The sequence below is a fragment of the Streptomyces sp. NPDC059452 genome (assembly GCF_042750035.1).
In the GTDB taxonomy this organism is placed as follows: domain Bacteria; phylum Actinomycetota; class Actinomycetes; order Streptomycetales; family Streptomycetaceae; genus Streptomyces.
Genome location: NZ_JBHYVE010000028.1, coordinates 60,190 through 86,278, shown reverse-complemented (window position 1 = coordinate 86,278; position 26,089 = coordinate 60,190). Strand labels below are relative to the sequence as shown.

The following is a 26,089-nucleotide window of genomic DNA, read 5'->3' as shown; positions in this document are numbered from 1 at the left end:
GGAGTGCCACCGCACCCGGGCGATCCGCGATCTCCCGACCCAGGACCGGCCGACACAAACGGCCCATGTGGTCCCGGGTGACTCTCGAAGCGGCATAGCGTCGACCCAGACCGGAAACCCCGTGTCGTGGCGGTACGTCGTTTTTCTCACCTACGTCACGCAACGGCGCGCGACAGGAGCCAGAGGACATGCAGACCAAGCTGGACGAAGCCAAGGCCGAGCTGCTCGCACGGGCTGCCCAGGTAGCTGACAACAGCCCGGGCGGTGGTGTCGGTGGCCCGGGCGGTACCCCCCGGGTGCGGGTCGCCGCCGCCGGGGCCGACGAGGACGCCCGTCCGGGTCAGGACACGGTGCTCGCCTACCTTCAGCGCTACTACCTGCATACGGCTCCCGAGGACATCAAGGACCGTGAGCCGGACGACGTGTACGGGGCCGCCGCCTCGCACTACCGGCTGGCCGAGAACCGTCCGCAGGGCACCGCCAACGTCCGCGTGCACACCCCGACCGTCGAGGAGAACGGCTGGACCTGCAGCCACTCCGTCGTCGAGGTGGTCACCGACGACATGCCGTTCCTGGTGGACTCCGTCACCAACGAGCTGTCCCGGCAGGGCCGCGGCATCCATGTCGTGATCCACCCGCAGGTCACCGTCCGCCGCGATGTCACCGGCAAGCTCATCGAGGTTCTCTCCGGCGGCCCCGGCACCCCGAGGACCGCCAAGGGCCGCCGGGACGCCCGGGCCGAGCTGCCGCACGACGCGCTCGTCGAGTCCTGGATCCACGTCGAGATCGACCGCGAGACCGACCGCGCCGACCTCCAGCAGATCACCGCCGACCTGCGCCGCGTCCTGTCCGACGTACGCGAGGCCGTCGAGGACTGGGGGAAGATGCGCGACGCCGCCCTCCGGATCGCCGACGACCTGCCCGGCGAGCCGCTGGACGACCTCGGCGACGAGGAGGTCGAGGAGGCCCGCGAACTGCTGCGCTGGCTGGCCGCCGACCACTTCACCTTCCTCGGCTACCGCGAGTACGAGCTCAAGGACAGCGACGCGCTCGCCGCCGTACCCGGCACCGGCCTCGGCATCCTGCGCTCCGACCCGCAGCACAGCGTGGACGAGGACCACCCGGTCAGCCCGTCCTTCGACCGGCTCCCCGCCGACGCCCGCGCCAAGGCCCGGGAGCACAAGCTCCTCGTCCTGACCAAGGCCAACAGCCGGGCCACCGTGCACCGCCCCAGCTACCTCGACTACGTCGGCGTGAAGAAGTTCGACGCCAAGGGCAACGTCGTCGGCGAGCGCCGCTTCCTCGGCCTCTTCTCCTCCGCCGCCTACACCGAGTCCGTGCGCCGGGTGCCCGTCATCCGCCGCAAGGTCGCCGAAGTGGTGGAGGGCGCGGGCTTCTCGTACAACAGCCACGACGGCCGCGACCTGCTCCAGATCCTGGAGACCTACCCGCGCGACGAGCTGTTCCAGACCCCCGTCGACCAGCTCCGCTCGATCGTCACCTCCGTCCTCTACCTCCAGGAGCGCCGTCGGCTCCGGCTCTACCTGCGCCAGGACGAGTACGGGCGCTACTACTCCGCGATCGTCTACCTGCCGCGCGACCGTTACACCACCGGCGTACGCCTGCGGCTGATCGACATCCTTAAGGAGGAGCTCGGCGGCACCAGCGTCGACTTCTCCGCCTGGAACACCGAATCGATCCTCTCCCGGCTGCACTTCGTCATCCGGGTCCCGCCGGGCACCGAGCTGCCGCATCTCACCGACGCCGACGCCGACCGCATCGAGGCCCGTCTCGTCGCGGCCGCCCGCTCCTGGGCCGACGGCTTCGGGGAGGCCCTCAACGCCGAACTGGGCGAGGAGCGCGCCGCCGAGCTCCAGCGGCTGTACGGCCACTCCTTCCCCGAGGGGTACAAGGCCGACCACTCGCCGCGCGCCGCCGTGGCCGACCTGGTCCACCTCGAAACCCTCCGGGAGGGCGAGAAGGACTTCGCCCTCAGCCTGTACGAGCCGGTCGGCGCGGGCCCCGGCGAGCGCCGCTTCAAGATCTACCGGACCGGCGAGCAGGTCTCCCTCTCCGCCGTCCTCCCGGCCCTCCAGCAGCTCGGTGTCGAGGTCGTCGACGAGCGGCCGTACGAGCTGCGCTGCGCGGACCGTACGCACGCCTGGATCTACGACTTCGGGCTGCGGATGCCGCAGGCGGACGGGCACACCGGCCATCTCGCCGACGATGCCCGCGCCCGCTTCCAGGAGGCGTTCGCCGCCGTCTGGCGGGGCGAGGCGGAGAACGACGGCTTCAACGCGCTGGTCCTGGGCGCCGGGCTGAACTGGCGTCAGGCCGTGGTGCTGCGTGCCTACGCGAAGTACCTGCGGCAGGCCGGTTCGACCTTCAGCCAGGACTACATGGAGTCCACGCTCCGCAACAACGTCCACACCACCCGGCTGCTCGTCTCGCTCTTCGAGGCCCGGATGTCGCCGGGCCGTCAGCGGGCGGGCACCGAGCTCACCGACGGGCTCCTCGAAGAGCTCGACGGGGCCCTGGACCAGGTGGCCTCGCTGGACGAGGACCGGATCCTGCGGTCCTTCCTCACCGTCATCAAGGCGACCCTGCGCACCAACTTCTTCCAGAAGGCGGACGACGGCACTCCGCACGCGTACGTCTCGATGAAGTTCGACCCGCAGGCCATCCCGGACCTGCCCGCGCCCCGCCCGGCGTACGAGATCTGGGTCTACTCGCCGCGTGTGGAGGGCGTCCACCTGCGCTTCGGCAAGGTCGCTCGCGGCGGTCTGCGCTGGTCGGACCGGCGCGAGGACTTCCGTACGGAGGTGCTCGGCCTGGTCAAGGCGCAGATGGTGAAGAACACCGTCATCGTCCCCGTCGGCGCCAAGGGCGGCTTCGTCGCCAAGCAGCTCCCGGACCCGTCCGTGGACCGGGACGCCTGGTTCGCCGAGGGAGTCGCCGCCTACCGCACCTTCATCTCGGCGCTGCTCGACATCACCGACAACATGGTGGCCGGCGAGGTCGTGCCGCCCGCCGACGTCGTCCGCCACGACGAGGACGACACCTACCTCGTCGTCGCCGCCGACAAGGGCACCGCGAGCTTCTCGGACATCGCCAACGAGGTCGCCGTCGCGTACGGCTTCTGGCTCGGGGACGCGTTCGCCTCCGGCGGTTCGGCCGGTTACGACCACAAGGGCATGGGCATCACCGCCCGGGGTGCCTGGGAGTCCGTCAAGCGGCACTTCCGGGAGCTGGGCCACGACACCCAGACCGAGGACTTCACCGTCGTCGGCGTCGGGGACATGTCCGGTGACGTGTTCGGCAACGGGATGCTGCTCTCCGAGCACATCCGCCTGGTCGCCGCCTTCGACCACCGGCACATCTTCATCGACCCCACTCCGGACGCGGCGACCTCGTACGCCGAGCGCCGCCGCCTCTTCGAGCTGCCCCGCAGCTCCTGGGCCGACTACAACACCGAGCTGCTCTCCGCGGGCGGCGGAATCCACCCGCGCAGCGCCAAGTCGATCCCGCTGAACAACCACATCCGCGAGGCGCTCGGCATCGACGCCTCGGTGAGCAAGATGACGCCCGCCGAGCTGATGCAGGCCATCCTCAAGGCCCCCGTCGACCTGCTGTGGAACGGCGGCATCGGCACGTACATCAAGGCCGTCTCCGAGTCGAACGCCGATGTCGGCGACAAGGCCAACGACGCGATCCGCGTCAACGGCGAGGACCTGCGGGCCCAGGTCGTCGGCGAGGGCGGCAACCTCGGCGCCACCCAGCTCGGCCGGATCGAGTTCGCCCGCCACGGCGGCCGGATCGACACCGACGCGATCGACAACAGCGCCGGTGTGGACACCTCCGACCACGAGGTGAACATCAAGATCCTGCTGAACGGTCTGGTCCGGGACGGCGACATGACCGTCAAGCAGCGCAACAAGCTGCTCGCCGAGATGACCGACGAGGTCGGCGCGCTCGTCCTGCGCAACAACTACGCGCAGAACGTCGCCCTCTCCAACGCCTCCGCCCAGGCCCCCTCCCTGCTCCACGCCCAGCAGCGCTTCATGCGGCGCCTGGAGCGGGACGGGGCGCTCGACCGGGCGCTGGAGTTCCTGCCCACCGACCGGCAGATCCGCGAGCTGCTGAACAACGACACCGGGCTCAGCCAGCCCGAGCTGGCGGTGCTGATCGCCTACACCAAGATCACGACGGCGGACGAGCTGATCTCCACCGTCCTCCCCGACGACCCGCACCTCCAGAAGCTCGTGCACGCCTACTTCCCGACCCAGCTGCGCGAGCGGTTCCCCGAGGCGGTCGACGGGCATGCGCTGCGCCGCGAGATCATCACGACGGTGCTGGTCAACGACACGGTGAACACCGCCGGTTCGACCTTCCTGCACCGGCTGCGGGAGGAGACCGGGGCGTCGATCGAGGAGATCGTACGGGCCCAGTTCACGGCCCGCGAGATCTTCGGTCTGGCGGGGGTGTGGGACGCGGTCGAGGCGCTCGACAACCAGGTCTCCGCCGACGTCCAGACCCGGATCCGGCTGCACTCGCGGCGCCTGGTCGAGCGCGGTTCGCGCTGGCTGCTGGGCAACCGGCCGCAGCCCGTCGCCATCGCGGAGACCATCGAAGGGTTCCGGGACGGGGTCGAGCAGGTCTGGAACGAGCTGCCCAAGCTGCTGCGGGGCGCCGACCTGGACTGGTACCACTCGATCCTGGACGAGCTGACCTCGGCGGGCGTGCCGAGCGAGCTGGCGGTCCGGGTCGCCGGGTTCTCCTCCGCCTTCCCGGCGCTGGACATCGTCGCCATCGCGGACCGGACGGGCAAGGACCCGCTGGAGGTCGCCGAGGTCTACTACGACCTCGCGGACCGGCTGCGGATCACCCAGCTGATGGACCGGATCATCGAGCTGCCGCGGGCCGACCGCTGGCAGTCGATGGCCCGTGCCTCCATCCGCGAGGACCTGTACGCGGCGCATGCGGCGCTCACGTCGGACGTGCTGAGCGTGGGGGACGCGGCGGCCACTCCGGAGGAGCGGTTCGGGGCGTGGGAGGAGAAGAACGCGGCGATCCTGGCTCGGTCGCGGTCGACGCTGGAGGAGATCCAGGGGTCGGACGCGTTCGATCTGGCGAATCTGTCGGTGGCGATGCGGACGATGCGGACGTTGTTGCGTACGCACGCGTAAGGGGTACGTCTGTGGGGGCCGGTGCCGTTGGTGGCGCCGGCCCCCTTGGGGTGGGGTCCGTCCTCAAACGCCGGACGGGCTGGAGGATGTCCTCAAGCGCCGGACGGGCTGGATCGGCGCGGGCGGGCTGCTCTGCTACTTGCGTTTTGTGAACTTTTCGTACTCCGCCACCACTTCCTCCGCCGGGCCGTCCATCCGCAGCGTGCCCGCCTCCAGCCACAACGCGCGGTCGCAGGTCTCGGTGATGGACTTGTTGCTGTGGCTGACCAGGAAGACCGTGCCCGCCTCGGCGCGGAGTTCCTTGATGCGGTCCTTGCTGCGGCGCCGGAACTTCGCGTCGCCCGTGGACAGCGCCTCGTCGATCAGGAGGACGTCATGGCTCTTGGCGGCCGCGATGGAGAAGCGGAGCCGGGCGCCCATGCCGGAGGAGTACGTACGCATCGGGAGCGAGATGAAGTCGCCCTTCTCGTTGATGCCGGAGAAGTCGACGATCTCGTCGTAGCGTTCGCGGATCTGCTCGCGTGTCATGCCCATCGCGAGCCCGCCCAGCACCACGTTGCGCTCGCCGCTCAGATCGCTCATCAGGGCCGCGTTCACCCCGAGCAGCGAGGGCTGGCCCTGGGTGTGGACCTTGCCCCGGCTCGGCGGGAGCAGGCCCGCGATGGCCTTCAGCAGGGTCGACTTGCCCGAGCCGTTGGAGCCGATCAGGCCGATCGCCTCGCCCTTGTACGCGGCGAAGCTGACGCCCTTCACCGCGTGCACCTGGCGTGCGCCGGGGGTACGGCGGCGCGAGGTGAGCCGGCTGAGCGCCGAGGTCGCGCTGCCCTTGCCCGTACGGGCGCCGTTGACGGTGTACGTGATGTGGACGTCGTCCACCACGACCGTCGGGACGCGGTCGTCTGCGGGGATGTCCTCGGCGATGTTCTTCGAGATGTTCTTGAGGTCAGCCACGTCCGTACGTCTCCTCCGCCTTCCAGAAGTACACGAATCCCGCCACCCCGCACAGCAGCGCCCAGCCGGCCGCCGCCGCCCACACGTGCGGCGGCAACTGCGATGCGCCGTAGCTGTCGATGAGCGCGTACCGCATGAGGTTGATGTAGAGCGCCGCCGGGTTGTACTCCAGGATCACCATCACCGCGTGCGGCACCCGCTCTCCCGCCAGCAGGTGGTCCAGGCTCCACATCACCCCGGACGAGTACATCCAGGTCCGCAGCACGAACGGCGTCAGCTGCGCGATGTCCGGGGTCTTCGCCGTCAGCCGGGCCACGGCCATCGAGACGCCCGTGTTGAACACCGCCTGGAGCGCGAGCGCCGGAATGGCCAGCAGCCACGACGGCCGCGGGAACTGGCCGAACACCAGCAGGATCAGGGTCAGCGCGCCCAGCGAGAACAGCAGCTGCTGCAACTGCTGGAGCGCCAGCGCCACCGGCAGCGAGGCGCGCGGGAAGTGCAAGGCCCGCACCAGGCCGATGTTGCCGCTGATCGCCCGGGTGCCCGCGGTGATCGAGCTGCTGGTGAACGTCCAGATGAAGACCCCGGTGACCAGGAACGGAACGAAGTCCTCCACCCCGCGCTTGGTGTCCATCAGGACGCCGAAGATGAAGTAGTAGACCGTCGCGTTCAGCAGCGGCGTCATGATCTGCCAGACCTGGCCCAGCTTCGCCTGGCTGTACTGGGCCGTCAGCTTGGCCGTCGCGAACGCGGCGATGAAATGCCGCCGCCCCCAGAGCTGCCGGAGGTACGCGGGCAGCGACGGCCGGGCGCCGCTGACCGTCAGGCCGTGCCGGGCGGCGAGGGCGGCCAGCTCACCGGGGGCGTAGACGGGCGCGGTGGGCTCGGTGGCCGGGGCGTCCTTGGGAGAGGAGGTCACCGGGGGCGGCGGGGCTGCTGTCTGGCTCACCACGAACGATCGCTTTCGACGGAAGCGGGAGGGGGGAAGTGGAGCAGGACGGTACGGTCCCGTGGGGACGCCCTCGTGGGGACGGGACCGTATCGTCGTAACGCCGAGAGTAGGACGCTTGTACGTCGCAACGCAACCGTCCCGTCGTCGCGCACTATCATTCGGGCCATGACCACCGAACGGGGAACCCGCCGCCGCGCCCCAGCGGGCGCCGCCGTCCTGCGCGAGGACGTCACCGACGCCATCCGCGCGGCCGTCTTCGAGGAACTGGCCTCGGTGGGGTTCGCCCGGATGTCCATCGAGGGCATCGCGCGCCGCGCCGGGGTCGGCAAGACCGCCGTCTACCGGCGCTGGAAGTCCAAGCTCGCCCTCGTCCTCGACCTGGTCGCCGCGGTCGCCGCGCAGGGGATGCCCGCACCGGACACCGGTTCGCTGTACGGGGACGTCCGCGCCGTCCTCGGACTGGCCGCCTACGCCCTGCGCCACCCCGTCGCCTCGCAGGTCATCCCGGACCTGCTGGTGGAGGCGGCCCGCAACCCGGATATCTCCGAGGCGATCAAGGCCGCCCTGCTCGACCAGCAGCAGGGCGTCGCCGCCGTGGTGGTCAGGGCGGCGGTGGCCCGGGGGGAGCTGCCGGAGGGGAGCGATCCGGACCGGGCGCTCGACCTGATCGTGGGGCCGCTGTACTGGCGCCTGGTCGTGGTCCGGGGCGAGCTGCCGAAGGGGTATCTGGACGACCTGGCCGCCTCGGCGGTCGCCGCGCTGCGGAGCGGCTGAAACAAAGCCCTGACCAGGGGGTCACTGCTCCGGTACGCGGGACAGCACCTCTCCCGTACGCGGGCTGTACGCGAGCACCGTCGCGTTCTGCGGCAGCCGCTGGAACCGGGTGAGCAGCGCCCACCGCACCCCGTACCGCCCGGTGATCCGGTCCCGTTCCTCCTGCGGGGTCGCCGCGTCCAGGTAGGCGGCCACCGCCCGGCTCCGCGCGCTCCGCTCCGCCGCCGCGAGCCCCGCGTCCGGGACCCCGTCCGCGAGGACGAACGCCCCGTGCCCGGCCAGGGCGTACATGGCCGGGACGCTGTCCGTCAGCACCACCTCGCCGGGCGGGATGTGCGCGGTGGCCCAGGTGTACGGCTCCCCCGTCACCGGCGCCCCGCCGCCCGACGGGCTGCTCGTGGCCCCGGGGGACGACTTCGGGGCCTGCACGGCGGTGAGCCCGTTGTAGTACGGCCACACCGCCGCCACGGCCACCGTGCACAGGGCGGCCAGCGCCCACCTCCGCAACGTCGGCCTGATCCGGGTCCGCTGCTTCACCGCGACCAGCGCCACCACGCCCAGCGCCGCACCGAGCGCCGTCGGGGGATGGACCAGCAGGACGAGCCCGAGCAGGGCCCCGATCCCGGCCGCCTCCGCCCACCGGGGCACCCTCCCCGGCAGCCGCCCGGAGCCCGTACGGGGGACCCGGGTGACCGCGTGACCGGTCCAGGCCCACAGGTTCAGGGCGACCGCCACGGCGAACGTGCTCGGCGCGCTCCACCGCCCCGGGTCCGCCCAGTGGATCAGGGCCAGGGGGACCAGCGCGAGGACCGGCACCCAGCGGCTCGGGGTCAGCAGCCGGGCCAGACGGCCGATCCCGGTCAGCAGCAGAGCCAGGTTCACGGCGGCGGACAGCGCGAGCACGATCTGCCCGGAGAGCCCGGCGGCGCGGGCGGTGAGGCCCTGCAGCACGGCGTACGGGGAGTAGTGCGCGCTGGCCGCGGCGGGCAGGTCCGTCATCGGGAACGCCGGGTGCAGCAGACTGCTCCGCAGCCGTTCGACGACCGCCGCGTTCAGCCCGGCCTCGCAGCACATGGGCACGTTCCAGGCCGCCGCCGACAGCACCGCCCACAGCAGCCCGCCCAGCAGGACGTACGGCGAGGGCAGCCATCGGGGCGCTACGACGCGTTCGTCGTCATCGGCCGCCGGGGGAGGGACGAGCGGGGGAGGGGCGTCGGACGGAGCGGGGGTGGGAGAGGAGAGGGACACAGGTCATGGGTTCCGTGCCCGGGGCCGTCCCTCCCGGCCGCCACTCTTCCGGGGGACGTGAGGGGATCGGCCGATTCCGGGGACGCGCAGGGACCGGCAGGGTCCCGGGGACGTGCGGGAATCGTCGATTCCGGGGGACGCAGGGGATGCCGGGGGCGTGACGGGGGCGTGACGGGGGCGTGAGGGGGGCTTACAGACTGTCCGCCAGCAGCCGGTCCGCGACCCGGGCCGCCGCCCCGCCGTCGTCCAGGTCGCAGTAGTCGCGGCGGAAGCTCTCGTAGGCGTCCGCGTGCCGGGCGGCCAGCGCCCCGGTGGAGCGCAGCGCCTGCGCCACCTCCTCCGTCGTGACCAGCAGCGGGCCGGGCGCCCGGGTCTCGAAGTCCAGGCAGAAGCCGCGCACGGTGTCGCGGTAGTGCTCCAGGTCGTACGTGTGGAAGAGCATCGGGCGGCCCGTCAGCGCGAAGTCGAACATCAGCCCCGCGTAGTCGGTCACCAGGACGTCCGCGACGAGGAGGAGCCCGGCCGCCCCCGGGTGGCGGGAGACGTCGAGCACCCCGGGCCCGTCCTGGACCCCGCCCGTGACCCGGGGGTGCCTGCGGACCAGCACGGTGTGGCCGGGGCCCAGGGAGCGGGCGAGGGCGTGCGGGTCGAGCGCCGGATCCCAGCGGTACGGGCCGGGGGCCGTGCGGTCGGGGGCGTCGCGGGAGGCGGACGGGGGGTGGGCCAGGTGGTCGCGGTAGGTCGGCGCGTACAGCACGACGCGGTGGTCCTCCGGGACGCCGAGCGTGCGCCGGACCTCCTCGGCCGCCTTGTCCCGGTCCGGCGGGAACAGCACGTCGTTGGCGGGCGACCCGGCCTCCAGCACCTCCCCTCCGTACGCCAGTGACCTGCGCAGCAACGGGGTGGCGAAGCGGCTCGGGGAGATCAGTACCGACCACTGGGCCGATCGGTGCGCCAGGGTGGCGAGATGCTGGTGGTCGGCGTAGAGGGTGTCCGTCAGGCCGGTGCCGAAGCGGCCGAGCGGGGTGCCGTGCCAGGTCTGGACGACGCTCTGCCCGGGGCGCCGCTCGAACCAGGCGGGCAGATGGTCGTCCGTGACGATCCGGCGCGCGCGGGCCAGGGCCTCGTACCACCCGGCGCTGTGCACGGGGACGGCCCGCGCGCCGGGTGGTACGTGGGTCGTACGGCCGGGGGTGGTACCGGTGACCCACAGGTGCTCGGTCTCCGTGCCCCGGCGCACGAGCTCGGCGTGCACGGCGCGCGGGGAGTCGCCGCCCATGTAGAGGACGGCGTCGAGGAGCGGGGGCGCAGCCGTGGCGGTGGTGGTGCGCCGCGCGGGGTGGTGGTGCGCCGGGTGGTGGTGCGTGGGGTGGTGCGCGGCGCGCAGGAGCCGTCTGTTGTACGCGCTCCGCTCGGCGACCGGGAGCGCCGGTCCCGCCACGACGGTCAGCCGGTCGCCGTTCCGCCGCTCCAGGGCGAGGGCGGAGTCGCCGCAGGGGAGCCGGGCGGCGAGGGAGGTGAGGACGCGTACGGGGTGACCGTCCAGATGGAGGCCCCAGCGGCCTTCGGGGAGCGGCGGGGCGATCCGCGCGGAGAAGCGGGTGGTGGGGCGGCCGGGGTGGCCGGGGTGGCCGGGGTGGCCGGGGTGGCCTTCGAGGGTGACCTCCGTGACGGGGAGTGTCTCGTGCAGCGTTTCGTGACGGAGGACGAGGCGGCCGGGGCCGGGTGCGGATGCCGCCCCCAAGGAGACCTGTGCGTACGTCCCCGAGACCCGCAGCGATCCGTCCCCCAGCCGCTCCACCCCGTCCGCCACCGGCAGCCCGCCCAGCTCCACCACCAGCTCCCCCGCCGCGTCCGCACACGCGGGCGGCGGCAGCTCCGGGGCGGCGGGCAGCGGGACGCGGGTCCCGTCGGCGAGCAGCAGCCGGGTCCGCCACCGCGCGCCGCTCTCCGCCGCGACCTCACGGGGGCCCCGGTGAGGGGCGGGCGGTACGGCGGCGAGGCCGTCGAGAGGGACACGTACCGTGAACGCCACCCCACGCCCCGCACCCCCGGTATCCGCCCCGCACTCCACCGGGAACGAACGCTCCTCGCCCCCCTCGCGCATCAGCACAAGGGCCACAGGCTCAGGGCCTCCGAAGGACCGGCCCACCAGCTCCAGCGGGCTCCCCTCCGCACCCCCGCTCCCCTCCACCAGCGCCGCCGGCCGCGCCACCCTCACCCGGAGCCGCCCGCCCCGGTGGTCGAGCACCGCCCGACGCCCGTCGCCCAGGTCGTGCACGAGCGGCTGGTCCGCCCCCGCGTCCAGGGCACGCACCGCCACCCGTCGTACCGTCCCGCGCGCGGCGACGACCAGGCCGACCAGCCAGCCACCGCCGTTGCCCCCCGCAGGGGACAGCCGGTCCGGGTCGAGGACCATCTCGAAGCCCGCGTGGTCGTAACCGTGCAGCTCCTGACCGGAGTTCACCGTCGCCTCGGGCAGGCAGACCGAACGCACCGGAACCGCCCGCACCCGACGGCCCGCTTCCGCCCGGAGCACCCCCACCTTGAGCTGCTGCCGCGCCGACCCGGCCGGGAGGTTGCGCAGGTAGGCGTACCCGCGCAGCCGGAGCTTCCCGTCCGCGCCCCACCGCGCCTCCACGAGCCGCGCGACCGCCGGTACGTCGGTGCGCGCGAGCCGGGCGCTCGCGCCGCGCACGCCGGGGTAGACCGCTCGCCGCCGCCCCGGCGGCCCCTCCACGGCGAACGTCCCCACCCCGTTGGCCCGCTCGAAGGCGAGGACGGCCAGCAGCTCCTCCAGCCGCCTCTCCCGCACCAGCCGCCACTTGATGCGCAGCTCCACCGGCAGCCCCTCCAGCACCCCGTCCCCCGCCTGCTCGACGAACGCCCCGGCCCCCTCCAGGAACGCAGCCCGGTACGCGGGACCGCCCATCGGGAGGCCGTCCAGGAAGTACCCGAAGTCGTCGCGCAGACAGGACGCGTCGTACGCCCGCCGCCGCTCCGCGCCCCCGTGGCTGCCCAGGAACGCGCTGACCTGCTCACACGCCGCGATCCGGTCCCGTACGCCCGTGACATCCGTACGCCGCCGGGTGATCGAACCCTCCCGCACCCGCCAGTAGTAGACGTGCTCGTGCAGGACGTCGACGGACCCCGCGAGGTAGTGCGCGGGGATCATCACCGGGGTGTCCTCGTACAGCTTCCCCTCGGGGAAGGCGAAGGCGTGCCCGTCCCAGAAGGAGCGCCGGAACACCTTGTTCCACGCCACCCGGTCGGCCAGCAGGCGCGGGTCCCGGGTGATGTGGGTGCGGGGCCGGGAGGAGGTCAGCCAGCGGTACTGCCATGCCTGCTGCCGCCCCTGCCCGGTCAGCCGCCACACGTTGCCGGTCACCAGATCGGAACCGGTCGACTCCAGCGAGGCCACCATCCGCTCGTACGCGTCGTGGACGACGAAGTCGTCGCTGTCCGCGAACGCCAGGTAGGGCACGGTGGGGGTGGTGTGCCGGACACCGGTGTTGCGGGCCGCGCTCAGCCCGGCGTTCCGCTGCCGGACCAGCCGGAAGCGGCTGTCCCGGGCGGCGAACTCGGCGGCGATCCGCCCGCTGCCGTCCGTCGAGCCGTCGTCGACCATCACCACCTCGATCGCGTCGAGGCTCTGCTCCGCCACCGAGCGCAGGCAGTCCTCAAGGTAGCCCTCGACGTTGTGGACCGGGACGACGACGCTGAGGAGCGGTGGCTTCATGTTCTGGTCAACAGGGGCCGGGGCCCGGGGTCACCGGCGCTGCCCCGAACGGGTGAACGCGGGGCGCCCGTGCCCCGCGTCCCGGATTACGCTCGGCTGCCATGCCGCCCAGAGCCTCCGCCGCGTCCGTGAAGCGGTTCGTCCGCAGGCAGGTCATGCGGGTCGCCTACCGCACCGACCTCCGCCGCCCGCTCGACCCGGACCTCGCGGTCTACGGGGCCTACTGGAACCGGGGCGTCGCCTGCAACCCGGCCGCCATCCACGCCAAGGCCCGCGAACTCGCCCCGCACATCAGGGGCGTGTGGGTCGTCTCGTCCCGGCACCGGGACCGGATGCCCCCGGGCGTGCCGTACGTCATCGAGGGCTCGCGCCCCTACTGGCGGGCGATGGCCACCGCCACGTACCTGGTCAACAACTCCAGCTTCCCCGGCGGCTTCACCAAACGCCCCGGCCAGCGCTACCTCCAGACCCACCACGGCACCCCGCTCAAGACGATGGGCCTGGACCAGCGCGCCTACCCCGAACTGGCCCGGAAGGCGGACTTCGGCAAGATCCTCGCCCATGTCGGCCAGTGGGACTTCAGCCTCTCCGCCAACCCGCACAGCACGGAGGTCTGGGACCGTGTCTACCCGGCCGCGTACGAATGTCTCGACCTCGGCTATCCCCGTAACGACGTCTACTTCACCGCCACCGCCGAGGACATCGCGAAGATCCGCGCCGAACTCGGCATCCCCCCGGACCGGACCGCACTCCTCTACGCCCCGACCCACCGCGACTACCGCGAAGGCTTCGTGCCCGATCTCGACCCCGAGCGCCTCGCCCGTGAACTCGGCTCGCAGTACGTGGTGTTGGTGCGCGCCCACTACTTCTACGGGCGGTCCGCCGGGCTCGGTGGCGTACCGACCGGCCGCGTCCTGGACGTCACCGCCCACCCCCGGGTCGAGGAACTCTGCCTGGCCGCCGACGCGTTGATCGCCGACTACTCCTCCCTGACCTTCGACTACGCCTGCCTGGACCGGCCGATCGTCGTCCACGCCCCCGACTGGGACGCCTACCGGACGGCACGCGGGACCTACTTCGACCTGCTCTCCGGCCGGTCCGGCGACACCCCCGGCCCCGTCACCACCACCCCCGAGGAGCTGGCCGAGGTGTTCCGCACGGGGGAGTGGTGCTCGCCCGCCTCGGCCGCGCTGCGCACCACGTTCCGGGAGCGGTTCTGCCCGTACGACGACGGGGGCGCGGCGGAACGGGTCGTACGGCGGTTCTTCGGCGTCCCCTTTGCCCCGCGCGGTCGTTGATTCCGACAGCTCACGTACACAGCGAGGCACGTACACAGCGGGGCACGTACACAGCGAGGTTGGGAGACGTCCATGCACCGGTCCGCCTACGAGCAGATGGAACTCTGCGTCCGGGAGTATCTGCCGGTCGAAGGACCCGCGTCCGGCAACGGCACCTACCGGGTCGTCGACCTCGGCTCCCGTATCTCCGGCAAACAGACCCGTACCCACCGGGCGCTCCTCGCCGGGCACCCCATCGACTACTTCGGCGTCGATGTGCAGGACGGGCCCAACGTGGACGCGGTGATGAAGAAGCCGTACCGCATCCCCGCCCGCTCCGACAGCGCCGATGTCGTGCTGTCCGGGCAGGCGTTCGAGCACATCCCGTTCTTCTGGGCGTCGATGCTGGAGATCGCCCGGGTCCTGAAGCCGGGCGGCCACGCCTTCATCACCGCACCCTCGCGCGGCCATGTCCACGACGCCCAGGACTGCTGGCGCTACTACCCGGACGGGTTCCGTGCCCTGGCCGCGCATTCCCGGCTCGAACTCCGGGAGGCCTACACGGACTTCCCTCCGCAGAAGGGCATCTGGCACGACTACCGGGCCATCGACAGGAAGGCCGCCTACTGGGGCGACTCCGTCGGCGTCTTCCGCAAGCCGCAGCGCTACCCCCGGCTGACGATGTTCGCCGTAAGGGAGTTGGCGGTCTGGTGGGCGAACCGGGTCGGCGGTGTCGACTCCGTACCGTTGCCCCCGCCGCTGGACGGCCGCGAGCAGTGCGGCCGCCCGAAGGCTGTCCCCGTACCGGCACCTTCGCTCGAACAGAACCCGCCCCGATCAATGGCAGGTTGACGAAAAGTGACATGCGCCACAAAGCGCGCGTACTGTCCCGGTCCATGGCTTGGCGCAACGCCGTCAACGGCGTCCTTCAGCAGCTCACCGGATACCAGCTCAGGCGCGTGACGGTGCCCGCCGCCCGCACGGCCCCGGCCGATCCCGCCCCGGAGGACCCGAAGCCGCAGGCGGAGAAGCCCCCGGTGAAGAAGCCCGCCCTCGCCTTCCCCGAGGACTACGACGACGAGGCCAGGGACATCATCCGGGCGGTCAAGCCGTACACGATGACCTCGCCGGAGCGGCTCAACGCCTTCATCCTCGCCACCCGGTACATCGCCCGGCACAACATCCCCGGGGACATCGTCGAGTGCGGGGTCTGGCGCGGCGGCTCCATGCAGGCCTGCGCCCGGACCCTGCTCTCCGTCGGGGAGACCGAGCGCGAGCTCCACCTCTTCGACACGTACGAGGGCATGACCCCGCCCACCGCCGAGGACCTTCGGCGCGACGGCCGCCCGGCGCAGGAGCTGCTGGACGCCCAGGGCAAGGACCGGCCGATCTGGGCGGTCGCCTCGCTGGAGGACGTACAGGCCGGGTTCGAGGGCGTCCCGTATCCGAAGGAGCGCATCCACTACGTGCAGGGGCGGGTGGAGGACACGGTCCCCGGGCAGGCGCCCGAGCAGATCGCGATCCTGCGGCTCGACACCGACTGGTACGCCTCGACCAGGCACGAGCTGGAGCACCTGTACTCCCGGCTGGTCAGCGGCGGTGTGCTGCTGATCGACGACTACGGCTACTGGCAGGGGTCGCGGCAGGCCGTCGACGAGTTCCTCGACAAGACCGGCGAGCGGCTGTTGCTGCTGCGCATGGACGAGGGCCGGATCGCCGTCAAGCCCTGAGCTGTTGGAGCTGCCCAGCCCCGTGCCCTTCCCGGTACGGGGCTCGGCCGCGTCGCGGGCGCGCCCCCGTACGCGTAAACCCGCCCTCACCGTCACCCGAACGGCTCCCCTCGGGTGACCGGTCCCCGTGGCGCGGGTTGTACCCCATGGCCCCCGTACCCCATGGCCCCCGCGCCCCTGCTGGTTTCCCCTGTCGTCCGCTGGTTCCCCTTGTCGTCCGCCCGGAAGGATCGTGCGCTGCGATGGCACCCCGTCTCACCGTCGTCGTCCCCCTCTACAACGTCGAGGAGTACCTCGGTGCCTGCTTGACCTCGCTCGCCGAACAGACCATGGCGGACCTGGAGATCGTCCTCGTCGACGACGGCTCCACGGACAACGGGCCTGCCGTGGCACAGGAGTTCGTGGACCGCGACCCCCGCTTCCGGCTGATCCGACAGGAGAACGCCGGGCTGGGCGCGGCCCGTAACGCCGGGGTCCGGGAGGCACACCCGGAGGGGGAGTTCCTGACGTTCGTCGACAGTGACGACGTCGTCCCCCCGGGCGCGTACGAACGGATGCTCGCCGAACTCGACCGCTCCGGCTCCGACTTCGCCACGGGGAACGTGCTCCGGCTGCGGGCGAACGGGGCACTGGAGCAGTCCCCGATGTTCCGCAAGCCGATGGAGAAGGCCCGCTCGGCCACCCACGTCACCCGGGACTGGATCCTGCTCGGCGACCGCATCGCCTGCAACAAGGTGTTCCGCCGCACCTTCTGGGACGAACACGCCTTCGCCTTCCCGGCGGGCGTGCTGTACGAGGACATCGCCGTCGTCCTGCCCGCCCACTTCCTGGCCCGCTCGGTCGACGTCGTCGAGGAGCCCGTCTACCACTGGCGCGACCGGGACGGCTCGATCACCACCCGGCGGGCCGTCCCCCGGGGCATCCGCGACCGGGTCACCGCCGTCACCGCCGTCAGCACCTTCCTCGCGGGCCGCCCCGGCCTCGCCGAGGCCAAGCGGCGCTACGACGCGCACGCGCTCTCCGGCGACCTGTGGCTCTTCATCGAGGCCCTGCCGGACGGCGACGAGGAGTTCCACGCGGCCTTCCTCGAACACGCGGGGGCCTTCGCCGCCACCGTCGCGCCCGATGTCTTCACCGGGCTGCCCCTGGACCTGCGCGTCAAGTGGCAGCTCATCCGGGAGCGCCGGCTCGCGGAACTCCTCGCCCTGCTCGCGGAGGAGAAGACGGACCGGGACGCCTTCCACGTACGCGGACTCCTCCGCCCCCGCGCCCACCACCCCGCCGTCCGCGACCCGCTGCCGCCCGCCGCCACCGCGCTCGCCGCCGCCGACCTGCCCGTCCACGCCCACCTGACCGAGGCCGTGTGGCGGGACGGGCTGCTGCGGCTGACGGGGTACGCCTATGTGCGCAACGCCCCGGGCGGGCCTCCTCGGCTCGGCTGGCTGCGGTCGGGGAAGCGGCTGGTCCCGCTGCGCCTGCGGGCCACCGGGGGCGGCGACAGCATCAGCGGCGACGAGGCCACCGCCCGCTCCGGCCGTTCCCTGCACCGCTACGCCCGCGCCGGGTTCGAGGCGGCCGTCGACCCGCGCACCCTCGCCGGGAAGGTGAAGGGCAGGGGCGGGCGTACGGTCTGGAAGCTGGAGGCCGCCCTGTTCGGGGCGGGACGGGTGCGCCGGGGCCCGATGCGGCTGACCTCCACCCCGGCCCCGCCCACCGCCCTGTACACCGACGAGCGCACCCGGATCGTCCCCGTGCTCTCCGGCAACAAGCTGGAGCTGCGCACCGAACGGGTCGCCGCCGTCCTCACCGGGCAGTCGGCCGCCGAGGACTGCCTCCGCCTTGAGGTGAAGGTCCTCGACGACGACGGGCCCGTCGCGCTGCGGCTGACCGAGTGGCGTACGAAGGAGACCCAGGAGTTCGCCCTGCGCGGCTCGCTCGGCTCCCGGGCCGCCGATATCCCGTTCAGCGCCTTCGCGGGATGCGAGGACGGGGGTGACGGGATCTGGGGAGTCCAACTGGTGGGAGAAAAGGGAAAGTTGACCGTCGCCGCCCGGACCGACGCCGAGGACGGGCGGTATCCGCTCCCCGGCGGCCGTGAGCTGTACGCGGCCCCCAACCCCTCCGGCGACCTCGTCCTCACCGACCGGCCCGTACAGCCCGTCGTCACCTCCGTGGCGTGGGCCGAGGCAGGGGAGCTGGTTCTCGAAGGGGCCTTCCCGGAGCCGTCCGGCGCCATCGGTGAGCTGGTGCTGCGGCACAGCGGCCACCATGAAGAGGCGGTCGTGGGGGTGGAGTTGGGGGAGGCCGGTCACTTCCGGGCTGTCGTCCATCCCGCCGCCGTCGACGGGCCCGGTGGTCCGTTGCCGCTCGCCGAAGGGCGCTGGTACCTCTTCCTCCGCGAGCCGGGCGAGCGCGACCCCGACACCTATCGGCCGCTGCGCCTGGCCACCCCGCTCCACGCCACCCTGCCCCTCCAACGGGACGCGGGCGGAAGGCCCTTCACCCTCCAGCGGCGCCACCACGACCGGCTCGTCCTGGAGTCGGGCAGTGCGCTGCCGGCCGCCGAGCGGGGCCCGTACGGGCAGCGGATCCAGCGTGAGCGGTACGCCGTCCTGCGCGCCGCCGACCGGGACCAACTCCGCCCCGCCGCCCTCTACTCCAGCTTCGACGGCCGCCAGTACTCCGACTCGCCCCGCGCGATCCGCCGCGAACTGGCCGCCCGTGCACCGGACATCGAGCACCTGTGGGTCGTCCGCGACCAGCAGGCCGCCGTACCCGAGGGCGTCCGTGCCGTCGCCCTGCACAGCGCCGCGTGGTACGAGGCGCTGGCCCGGAGCCGCTGGGTCGTCACCAACACCCACCTGCCCGAGTGGTTCGAGCGGGCCGAGGGCCAGTGCGTCGTCCAGACCTGGCACGGCACCCCGCTCAAGCGCATCGGCCGCGACCTCGCGGGCGCCCCGCACGCGGATGCCGCCTATATGGCCTCCATGGAGCGCCGGTCCGCCCAGTGGAGCCTGCTCGTCTCCCCGAACAGCTTCTCCACGCCCGTCCTGCGCCGCGCCTTCGGCTACTCGGGCGAGGTCCTGGAGTGCGGCTACCCGCGCAACGACCTGCTGTACGCGCCCGACCGGGCGAAGGTCGCCACCGCCGTACGGGAGCGGCTCGCGATCCCCGAGGGGCGGCGGGTCGTCCTGTACGCCCCCACCTGGCGCGAGGACCGGCCCCGGCAGGGCGGACGGTACGGGCTCGACCTCCAACTCGACCTGGACCAGGCCCGGGAGGCCCTGGGCGAGGACCACGTGCTCCTCGTCCGCCGCCACTACCTCGTCGGCGGCTCGGTCCCCGACACCGACTTCGTGCGGGATGTTTCACGCCACCCGGACGTCGCCGAACTGCTGCTGATCAGCGACGTTCTGGTCACCGACTACTCCTCGATCATGTTCGACTTCGCCCAGACCGGCCGCCCGATGCTCTTCCACACCTACGACCTGGCGCACTACCGGGACACCCTGCGCGGCTTCTGCTTCGACTTCGAGCACCGCGCCCCCGGGCCACTGATCCCCGAATCCAGGGGAGTTGTGGACGCCCTGCGCGACCCGGAAGCCGCCGTCGCCGGGCACCGGGAGGCGTACGAGCGGTTCCGGGAGGCGTTCTGCGATCTGGATGACGGGAGCGCGGCCGTGCAGGTCGTCGACCGGATGCTCAAGGGGGCACAGGAATGACCGACTTCAGCTGTGTGATCACCGCCGGTGGAAGCGGTGGGGGAGGGGCGGCGGACCGCGAAGGCCCGGCAGGCGCCGACGGCCTCCGCGCCTCCGTCGCGTCCGTCCTCGGCCAGTCCCTGCGCGGGTCCGAGGCCGTCGTCGTCCTCGCCCCCGGAGCCGACGCACCCACCCGCACCGCCGCCCTCGCCCTGGCCGAATCCAGCCCCGACCGGGTCCGGCTCCTCCGCACCGACCCGGACGTCCGCACCACCGGCGCCCTGCGCAACGCGGGCCTGGACGCGGCGACGGGCCGGTACGTCCTGGTGCTCACCCCCGGCGAACGCCTCCACCGCCACGCCTGCCGCAACCTCTGGCAGGCGGGCGAACGCAGCCGCGCCGACCTGGTCGCCGGGCGGTGGAGCCGGACCGTGGGCGAGAGCGGCAAGGAGCAGGAGCCGCCGTGGCAGGAGGAGCTGTACGCGAGCTCCCGTACCCTCGCCCGCTTCACCGAGGCCCCCGAACTCGCCGTCCGGGACGCCCTGGTGACCGGCTTCTGTCTGCGCCGGGAGGCCGCCCGGCGCCACGGGCTGCGGTACGACGAGGAGCTGGCGTACGGCGAGATCCTTTTCGGCCCCCTCGCGGCGGCGGCCGTGGGCCGGATCGCGCTCGTGCGGCGGCTGATCGTGACCGGCCGGGCCGTACCCGACCGGGCCCGCGACCTCGCCGCCCTGGTGGAGGCCCACCGCAGGGTCGCGGACGCCCTGGACGCCCACGGGCTGCGCGAGGAGCGGGAACGGGCCTTTGTACGGGACCACTTGGTGCCGCTGGCCCGCTCCTTCCCCCGGCTGCCCGCCGCCCGCCGCACCCGTACCGCCGCCACGGCCGCCCGCGTCCTGACCGGCCCCGTACCGCGGGAGCTGCCGCCGCTGGAGCGGGTCGCGGTCACCCTGCTGGGCCGGGGCGACGCGGAGGGCGTGGTGACGGCGGCGTACGCGCTGAGCCGTCCCGCCACCATCTGCGCCCCGCTGGTCACGGGGGAGGACGGGCGGGTGCGCTGGGGCGGTGAGGGGGCGGCGGGAATCGACGCCGACGCGGACACCGGTGTCCATGCCGGTGTGGACATCACCGAACTCGGCTACCAGTACCGCCCGTTCGGTGAGGCCCGGCTGATGAACCGGCTCACCCGCTGCACCGCCGAGGAGGGCCGGCTGCTGCTGGAAGGCCGCCTCGTGCTGCCCCCGCACACGGCCCCGGAAGCCCCCCTCACCGAACCCGACGTTCCCCTCGCCGAACCCGACGTCCCCCTCACCGCCTCCCTGGAGTTCCGGGCTCGGGGCGGGGCGCGCGCCGTCGTGTTCGCGGTGGAGGACGTGCGGCGCGACGGAAACGGGATCACTTGGGGGGCGCGCGCCGACGTCTCGCGCCTCCTGCGCCCCCTCGGCGTACGCGACACCGCCTGGGACGCCCGGCTGATCCTCGAAGCGGGCGGGATCCGGTCCGTCAGCGATCTCTTCGCCCCGCAGGACCTGGTGGAAGGGTCGGTCCGGTTCGCCGCCCGGCCCCGGCTCGGGCCCCTCGCCGGGGACACCTGGGAGCCCTACATCACCCTCAAGGACCACCTGGCCCTCCGCCTCACCGCCCGCCGCCGCCCGGCCCGGACCACCCGCCGCCTGGTGCGGTACGCCACCCACTTCCGCCCCGCCCGCAAGGCGAAGCTCCTCGCCCGCGCGCTGCGCAAACGGCTGGACCGCTACCGCTCCCGGTCCTTCAAGGCGACCGCCTACAACACCTGGCTCACCCGGCTCCCCGTCCGCCGCGGCTCCGTCGTCTTCGAGAGCCACATGGGCCGCTGCTACGGCGACAGCCCGCGCGCCCTGCACGAGGAGATCCGCCGACAGGGGCTGAAGCTCCGCGCCACCTGGTCCTACGAGACCTCCCCGGCCGGCTTCCCGGGCGACGCCCGCCTCGTCCGCCGCTGGTCCTGGCGGTACCTGTGGGCGCTGGCCCGCGCCGAGTACTGGATCGACAACCAGGGCTTCCCGCAGCACCTCCGCAAGCCCGCCCGCACCACCTACCTCCAGACCTGGCACGGCTCCGCGTACAAGAGGATGGGCCTCGACGAGACCCGCGTACGCCTCCAGAACGCACCCCGGCGCCAACGCCTCCAGCAGGCCGTCCACCGCTTCGACCACTTCCTCGTCCGCTCCGAGCACGACGTGGCCACCCTCGCCCGCGCCTACCGCCTCCCCGAGGACCGGCTGCTGCGCACCGGTTACCCGCGCAACGACGCCCTGATCGCGGAGCGCACCCGTACGGAGACCGAGGGACGGCTGCCGCGCCCGCCGCTGGCCGAGGCGCTGGGACTGGACGACCACAGGAAGGTGGTCCTGTACGCGCCGACGTTCCGGCGCGGCCCGGCGGCGGGCGGAAAGCGGAACAGGCGCCGACTGCTCCTGGACGTAAGGGAGTTCGCCGAGCGCTTCGGGGACACGTACACCCTCCTCGTCCGCGCGCACTACCTGGAGACCGCCCGGCTCCCCGTCTGCCCGCCCGGCACGGTGGTCGACGTCTCGCGCCACCACGACGTCAGCGAGATCCTCGCCCTGGCCGACGTCCTGGTCACCGACTACTCCTCGATCATGTTCGACTTCGCGCTGCTGGACCGGCCCGTCCTCCTGTACGCCCCCGACCTCGACACGTACGCCGCCGAGCGCGGCAGCTACTTCGATCTGCGGGAGAAGGCGCCCGGCCCGGTGCTCGCGACCCAGGACGAACTCTTCGCGGAGCTGGCCGAGCTGAAGGAGTCCGATACGCGTCACGCGCCCCAACGGGCGGCCTTCGCAGAAGAGTTCGGTGCTTACGACCGGGGGGACGCGGCCCGACAGGTCGTCGCCGCGCTCTTCGGCTCCCGTACCGCCGCCCGCCACACCACCGACCACCACGACCGGGGGGCCGGCCGATGAGCCGTGACATCTTCATCGTCTCCAACAGCACCGACGAACTCGGCGGTGTCACCGCCTGGACGCACCAGACCGCCCGCCTCTTCACCGAGCTGGGCCACCGCGTCCACACCATCGGCATCCACGCCTCCGAACGGAAGATGGCCCTGCCCGCCCGGCCCGGCCACCCCGTCACCGCCCTCTACCCGGCCCACCCCCCGACCCCCTGGACGCCCCACGGCATCCGGGACCGCTTCCGCGTCCCCACCCGGCGCCGGGAGGCGGTCCGGGCGGCGGAGAAGCGGCGGGCGGTCGCGCGGCTCTCCGAACTCTTCGCCGCCGCCCGGCCCGGAGCGGTCGTCGTCGTCACCCAGGTGTGGGCCATGGAGTGGGTCGGGGAGGCCGACACCACCGGGCTGCGGGTCATCGGGATGAGCCACGAGTCCTACGACTACTCCCGCGCGAGCCACCGCTACCGCTGGATCAGGAACCACTACGCGGACATCGACCACTGGCTCGTCCTCACCGAGGAGGACGCCGACCGGTGGGCGGGCGACGGCATGAACAACGTCGGCTTCCTGCCCAACGCCCTGGCCCGGCTGCCCCATGTGCCCTCCCCGCGCACCGCGAGGACCGTGGCGAGCATCGGCCGCCTCACCGACCAGAAGGGCATCGACCTCCTCCTCGACACCTGGGCGCTGGTCGCCCCGCAGCGCCCCGACTGGCGGCTGCGCGTGTACGGGACGGGCGAGGACGAGGCGGCGCTGAGGACCCAGTGCACGGCCCTCGGGCTCGACGGGTCCGTGGAGTGGGCGGGCCGTACGGACGACGTGGAGGCGGCTCTCGCGGACGCCTCCGTCTTCGTCCAGTCCTCCCGGGGCGAGGGCTTCCCGCTCGCCCTTCTGGAGGCGATGGCCAGCGGGGTGCCGTGTGCCGCCTTCGACTGCGCGCCCGGGGTCCGCGAGATCGTCCGGGACGGTCAGGACGGGCTCCTGGCCCCGGCCGGGGACGTCGCGGCCCTCGCCGACCGGCTGCTCCGGCTGACCGGCAACCCCCGGCTCCGCGACGCGCTGGGCGACCGGGCGCGCTCCGGCGTCCAGCGGTTCGCCGAGCCGGAGGTGGGGCGGCGCTGGGAGGAGCTGTTCGCGTTCCTGGAGCGTTGAGGCGGGGTGCTCAGGTGGAGCGGGCGTCCCGGTGTCGTCGCACGCGGCCCGGGCGGCGGTTCAGCCGCCCGCCCGGACCCCCGCCGGGTTCTGCTGCGCCGGGAGCACCGCCCGCCGGGCCGAGGGCGGGACCGGCAGCGGCAGCCCGTCCGTCTCCCCGAGGAAGACGTGCCGCACCACGCGCTCGGCGGCGTGCCCGTCGTCGTACGGACAGAACCGGGCCCGGAACGCGGCGCGCAACTGCGCCGAGCGCGAGCCGCGCCAGTGGTCCGTGGCGAAGATGTCGAACAGCTCGTCCTGGCTGCGCGCGACGACGCCGGGAGGGAACGCCGTGATGTCGAAGTAGGTTCCCCGGGCCGCCTCGAACGCCTCGATGTCGTCCAGATGCAGGACCACCGGTCGGTCCAGGTTGACGTAGTCGAACATCAGCGACGAGTAGTCCGTGATCAGCGCGTCCGAGGCGAGCGCCAGCGTCTCCAGGCAGGGGTGGCCGGTCACGTCGATGATCCGGGGATGCGTCGTCGTACGCGTACGGCTAACGCCCCTGCTACCGCTACCGCTACCGCTACCGCTGCCGTTCCGGGCGCGTGGTGCGCGCTCCAGGATCACGAACCGCGGCCCCAGGACCCGGATCAGCAGCTCCGGATCCAGGGCGGGCCGCTGGACGCGCCGGTAGTCGCGGTGCGTGGGGGCGTGCAGGAGGACCGTGGTGCCCGCCGGGATGCCCAGGGTCTCCCGCAGCCGGGCCACCTCGGCGGGGCCGGTGCGGTGGTAGACGTCGGTGTGCGGGGAGCCGTACTCCAGTGTCGTGTACGCGGACGGGTAGGCCCGCTCCCGTACGAGGGTGGAGTGCGGGTTCGCGGAGAGGGCGAAGTCCCATGTGTCGACGTTCCGCAGAAGCTGGGCGAAGTCGGTGTCCCGGGCGGCGGCGGGCCGGTCCAGGAGGTCGGTGCCCACGGTCTTGAGCGGGGTGCCCTGGTGGGTCTGGAGCAGGATCTGACCGCGCCGCTTCACCAGGCGCCGGTCGAAGTCGGCGTTGTTCACCAGGTACGTGGCGCGGGCGAGGGCGCTCCAGTACGCGAAGGTGCCCGGCGCGAGGGGCCGGGTGCCGGTCGGCACGGTGTGGGCGTCGACGGGACGGCAGATCCACGCGGTCCGCAGCCCCGGGACCAGCTCGCGGGCCTTCGCCTCGATCGCGGCCGGGCTGCCCGCGTACCCCCCGCCCCCGTCGGCGGCGAACACGGCGTCCCGGGAGCGCAGCGGCAGCAGGAGCTGGAGGCGGTAGTACGCCTGGAGGGCCGCGCCCCGCACCGCCCCGCGCAGGGCCGTCGCGCCCCGGCGCAGCCCGTTGCCGAGGCGCCGGCCGGCCGCCAGGGCCCGGTAGGTGCGCCGGGCGCCCAGCCGCATCAGGCCGTGGCGGAGCTGGGCGGGGAGGGGGGCCGGGGCGCCGGGGGTGTGGTGGCGGCGGCAGGAGTCGGTGGCCAGGCGGAAGAACGCGGGGCGGCTGGGGAGCGGGAGGCGGTCGCGGGAGGCGTAGACCGCCGAGAAGTGGTCCAGCATCCGGCGGAACAACAGCGGGCGCCACACGGCGAGTTCGGGGCGGGCGTCGACGTACGCGAAGACCCGGTCGTACTGGTCGAAGATGTCGAAGTGCCGCTCGCTGGTGGTGGAGAGGATGTTGCCGCGCCGCCGCTGCCGGTAGGAGACGCAGACCGCGTCCAGGACCGCGATCGACCCGGCGGACATCAGCACCGGGTAGGTCCAGGGGGTGTCCTCGTAGTAGCCGGGCGGGAAGGTGAACCCCTCGGCCTCGACGAACGCACGGCGGTACGCCTTGTTCCAGACGACCATGAGGAGTTGGAGGAGCTCGGGGCGGTCGGCCAGCCGGAAGGAGGCGGGTCCGCGCTCGTCGAGCCGGTCCGCGAGGACGTTGCGGACGCTCCGGCCCGACCAGTACGTCCGCGCGTAGTCGTACATCAGGACATCGGGGTCACCGGTCGCCCCGAGCCGGTCGGCGATGGTCCGGAGCGCCTCCGGGAGGAGGGTGTCGTCGCCGTCCAGGAAGATCAGATAGTCCCCGGACGCCCGTTCCATACCGGCGTTGCGGGCCGGTCCGAGACCGGAGTTGCGGGGCAGGTGGAGGGCGGTGACCCGGGGGTCCCGGCGGGCGTACTCGTCGGCGATCGGACCGCAGGCGTCCGGGGAGGAGTCGTCGACCACGATGATCTCGTAGTCCTTGAAGGACTGGTTCAGCACGGAATCCAGACACGCGTGCAGATACGCCTGGACCCGGAATGCGGGCACGATGACAGTGAACCGGGGCACTACACATCCATGGGTCGTTCGCGGGGGCCAGGTGGCCCGCAAACGTCGGATGGAATGACAGGGTTACGCCGTACGTGGCATTCGGGCGAAGTGCGCGGCGA

The 26,089-nt window shown here is 72.8% G+C and carries 13 protein-coding genes; 8 read left to right on the top strand and 5 right to left on the bottom strand.

The annotated features are described in order from the left end of the window. Nucleotides 1–188 precede the first annotated feature (188 nt). Entirely contained in the window at nt 189–5,186 is a 4,998-nt protein-coding gene (locus ACFW9Z_RS29685; protein WP_384645658.1) for an NAD-glutamate dehydrogenase, read from the top strand. Between the two features lie 135 nt (nt 5,187–5,321). On the opposite strand, the gene ACFW9Z_RS29680 is transcribed toward ACFW9Z_RS29685, so the two are convergent. Continuing rightward, on the bottom strand, nt 5,322–6,107 hold the full coding sequence (locus ACFW9Z_RS29680) for an ABC transporter ATP-binding protein (RefSeq protein WP_384645680.1): 786 nt from the start codon (nt 6,105–6,107) through the stop codon (nt 5,322–5,324). A gap of 22 nt (nt 6,108–6,129) precedes the next feature. Beyond that, nucleotides 6,130–7,089, bottom strand: a complete 960-nt coding sequence (locus ACFW9Z_RS29675) for an ABC transporter permease (RefSeq protein ID WP_384645657.1) — start codon at nt 7,087–7,089, stop codon at nt 6,130–6,132. A 165-nt stretch (nt 7,090–7,254) separates the two neighbouring features. Between ACFW9Z_RS29675 and ACFW9Z_RS29670 the strand changes: the two genes are divergently transcribed. Continuing rightward, on the top strand, nt 7,255–7,863 hold the full coding sequence (locus ACFW9Z_RS29670) for a TetR/AcrR family transcriptional regulator (protein ID WP_384645656.1): 609 nt from the start codon (nt 7,255–7,257) through the stop codon (nt 7,861–7,863). A gap of 21 nt (nt 7,864–7,884) precedes the next feature. On the opposite strand, the gene ACFW9Z_RS29665 is transcribed toward ACFW9Z_RS29670, so the two are convergent. Together ACFW9Z_RS29665 and ACFW9Z_RS29660 are read right to left on the bottom strand one after the other, a co-directional pair. Continuing rightward, the gene (locus ACFW9Z_RS29665; protein ID WP_384645655.1) at nt 7,885–9,111 is read right to left on the bottom strand and encodes a hypothetical protein; all 1,227 of its coding nucleotides are present in this window, start codon (nt 9,109–9,111) and stop codon (nt 7,885–7,887) included. Between the two features lie 190 nt (nt 9,112–9,301). Further along, nucleotides 9,302–12,850 (bottom strand): CDP-glycerol glycerophosphotransferase family protein, encoded by a 3,549-nt coding sequence (locus ACFW9Z_RS29660; RefSeq protein WP_384645654.1) that lies wholly within the window; start codon nt 12,848–12,850, stop codon nt 9,302–9,304. A 101-nt stretch (nt 12,851–12,951) separates the two neighbouring features. On the opposite strand from ACFW9Z_RS29660, the gene ACFW9Z_RS29655 reads away from it, so the two are divergent. The 6 genes from ACFW9Z_RS29655 to ACFW9Z_RS29630 all read left to right on the top strand — a co-directional run bounded on the left by ACFW9Z_RS29655 (nt 12,952) and on the right by ACFW9Z_RS29630 (nt 23,663). After that, on the top strand, nt 12,952–14,148 hold the full coding sequence (locus ACFW9Z_RS29655; protein ID WP_384645653.1) for a CDP-glycerol glycerophosphotransferase family protein: 1,197 nt from the start codon (nt 12,952–12,954) through the stop codon (nt 14,146–14,148). A gap of 72 nt (nt 14,149–14,220) precedes the next feature. Continuing rightward, on the top strand, nt 14,221–14,979 hold the full coding sequence (locus ACFW9Z_RS29650) for a methyltransferase domain-containing protein (protein ID WP_384645651.1): 759 nt from the start codon (nt 14,221–14,223) through the stop codon (nt 14,977–14,979). A gap of 11 nt (nt 14,980–14,990) precedes the next feature. Beyond that, complete coding sequence (locus ACFW9Z_RS29645) at nt 14,991–15,857, top strand: TylF/MycF/NovP-related O-methyltransferase (protein WP_384645650.1); 867 nt, start codon at nt 14,991–14,993, stop codon at nt 15,855–15,857. Nucleotides 15,858–16,099: 242 nt separating this feature from the next. Further along, nucleotides 16,100–19,579 carry a CDP-glycerol glycerophosphotransferase family protein gene (locus ACFW9Z_RS29640; RefSeq protein WP_384645649.1) on the top strand — a complete coding sequence of 1,160 codons (3,480 nt, stop codon included), beginning with the start codon at nt 16,100–16,102 and terminating at the stop codon, nt 19,577–19,579. Next, nucleotides 19,576–22,524, top strand: coding sequence for a CDP-glycerol glycerophosphotransferase family protein (locus ACFW9Z_RS29635; RefSeq protein WP_384645648.1), 2,949 nt, complete (start codon nt 19,576–19,578; stop codon nt 22,522–22,524). The genes ACFW9Z_RS29640 and ACFW9Z_RS29635 overlap by 4 nt, the downstream gene beginning before the upstream one ends. Beyond that, nucleotides 22,521–23,663, top strand: coding sequence for a glycosyltransferase (locus ACFW9Z_RS29630; RefSeq protein ID WP_384645647.1), 1,143 nt, complete (start codon nt 22,521–22,523; stop codon nt 23,661–23,663). Before ACFW9Z_RS29635 ends, ACFW9Z_RS29630 begins: the two co-directional genes overlap by 4 nt. Nucleotides 23,664–23,723: 60 nt before the next feature. Here the strand turns inward: ACFW9Z_RS29630 and ACFW9Z_RS29625 are convergent, their stop codons facing one another. Continuing rightward, a complete protein-coding gene (locus ACFW9Z_RS29625; protein ID WP_384645646.1) occupies nt 23,724–25,988 on the bottom strand; it encodes a CDP-glycerol glycerophosphotransferase family protein in 2,265 nt (754 codons plus the stop codon). Between the last annotated feature and the right edge of the window lie 101 nt (nt 25,989–26,089).

Coding starts and splice junctions, on each gene's coding strand:
- ACFW9Z_RS29685 (WP_384645658.1), top strand. CDS start 189: ATGCAGACCAAGCTGGACGAAGCCAAGGCCGAGCTGCTCGCACGGGCT.
- ACFW9Z_RS29670 (WP_384645656.1), top strand. CDS start 7,255: ATGACCACCGAACGGGGAACCCGCCGCCGCGCCCCAGCGGGCGCCGCC.
- ACFW9Z_RS29660 (WP_384645654.1), bottom strand. CDS start 12,850: ATGAAGCCACCGCTCCTCAGCGTCGTCGTCCCGGTCCACAACGTCGAG.
- ACFW9Z_RS29655 (WP_384645653.1), top strand. CDS start 12,952: ATGCCGCCCAGAGCCTCCGCCGCGTCCGTGAAGCGGTTCGTCCGCAGG.
- ACFW9Z_RS29650 (WP_384645651.1), top strand. CDS start 14,221: ATGCACCGGTCCGCCTACGAGCAGATGGAACTCTGCGTCCGGGAGTAT.
- ACFW9Z_RS29645 (WP_384645650.1), top strand. CDS start 14,991: ATGCGCCACAAAGCGCGCGTACTGTCCCGGTCCATGGCTTGGCGCAAC.
- ACFW9Z_RS29640 (WP_384645649.1), top strand. CDS start 16,100: ATGGCACCCCGTCTCACCGTCGTCGTCCCCCTCTACAACGTCGAGGAG.
- ACFW9Z_RS29635 (WP_384645648.1), top strand. CDS start 19,576: ATGACCGACTTCAGCTGTGTGATCACCGCCGGTGGAAGCGGTGGGGGA.
- ACFW9Z_RS29630 (WP_384645647.1), top strand. CDS start 22,521: ATGAGCCGTGACATCTTCATCGTCTCCAACAGCACCGACGAACTCGGC.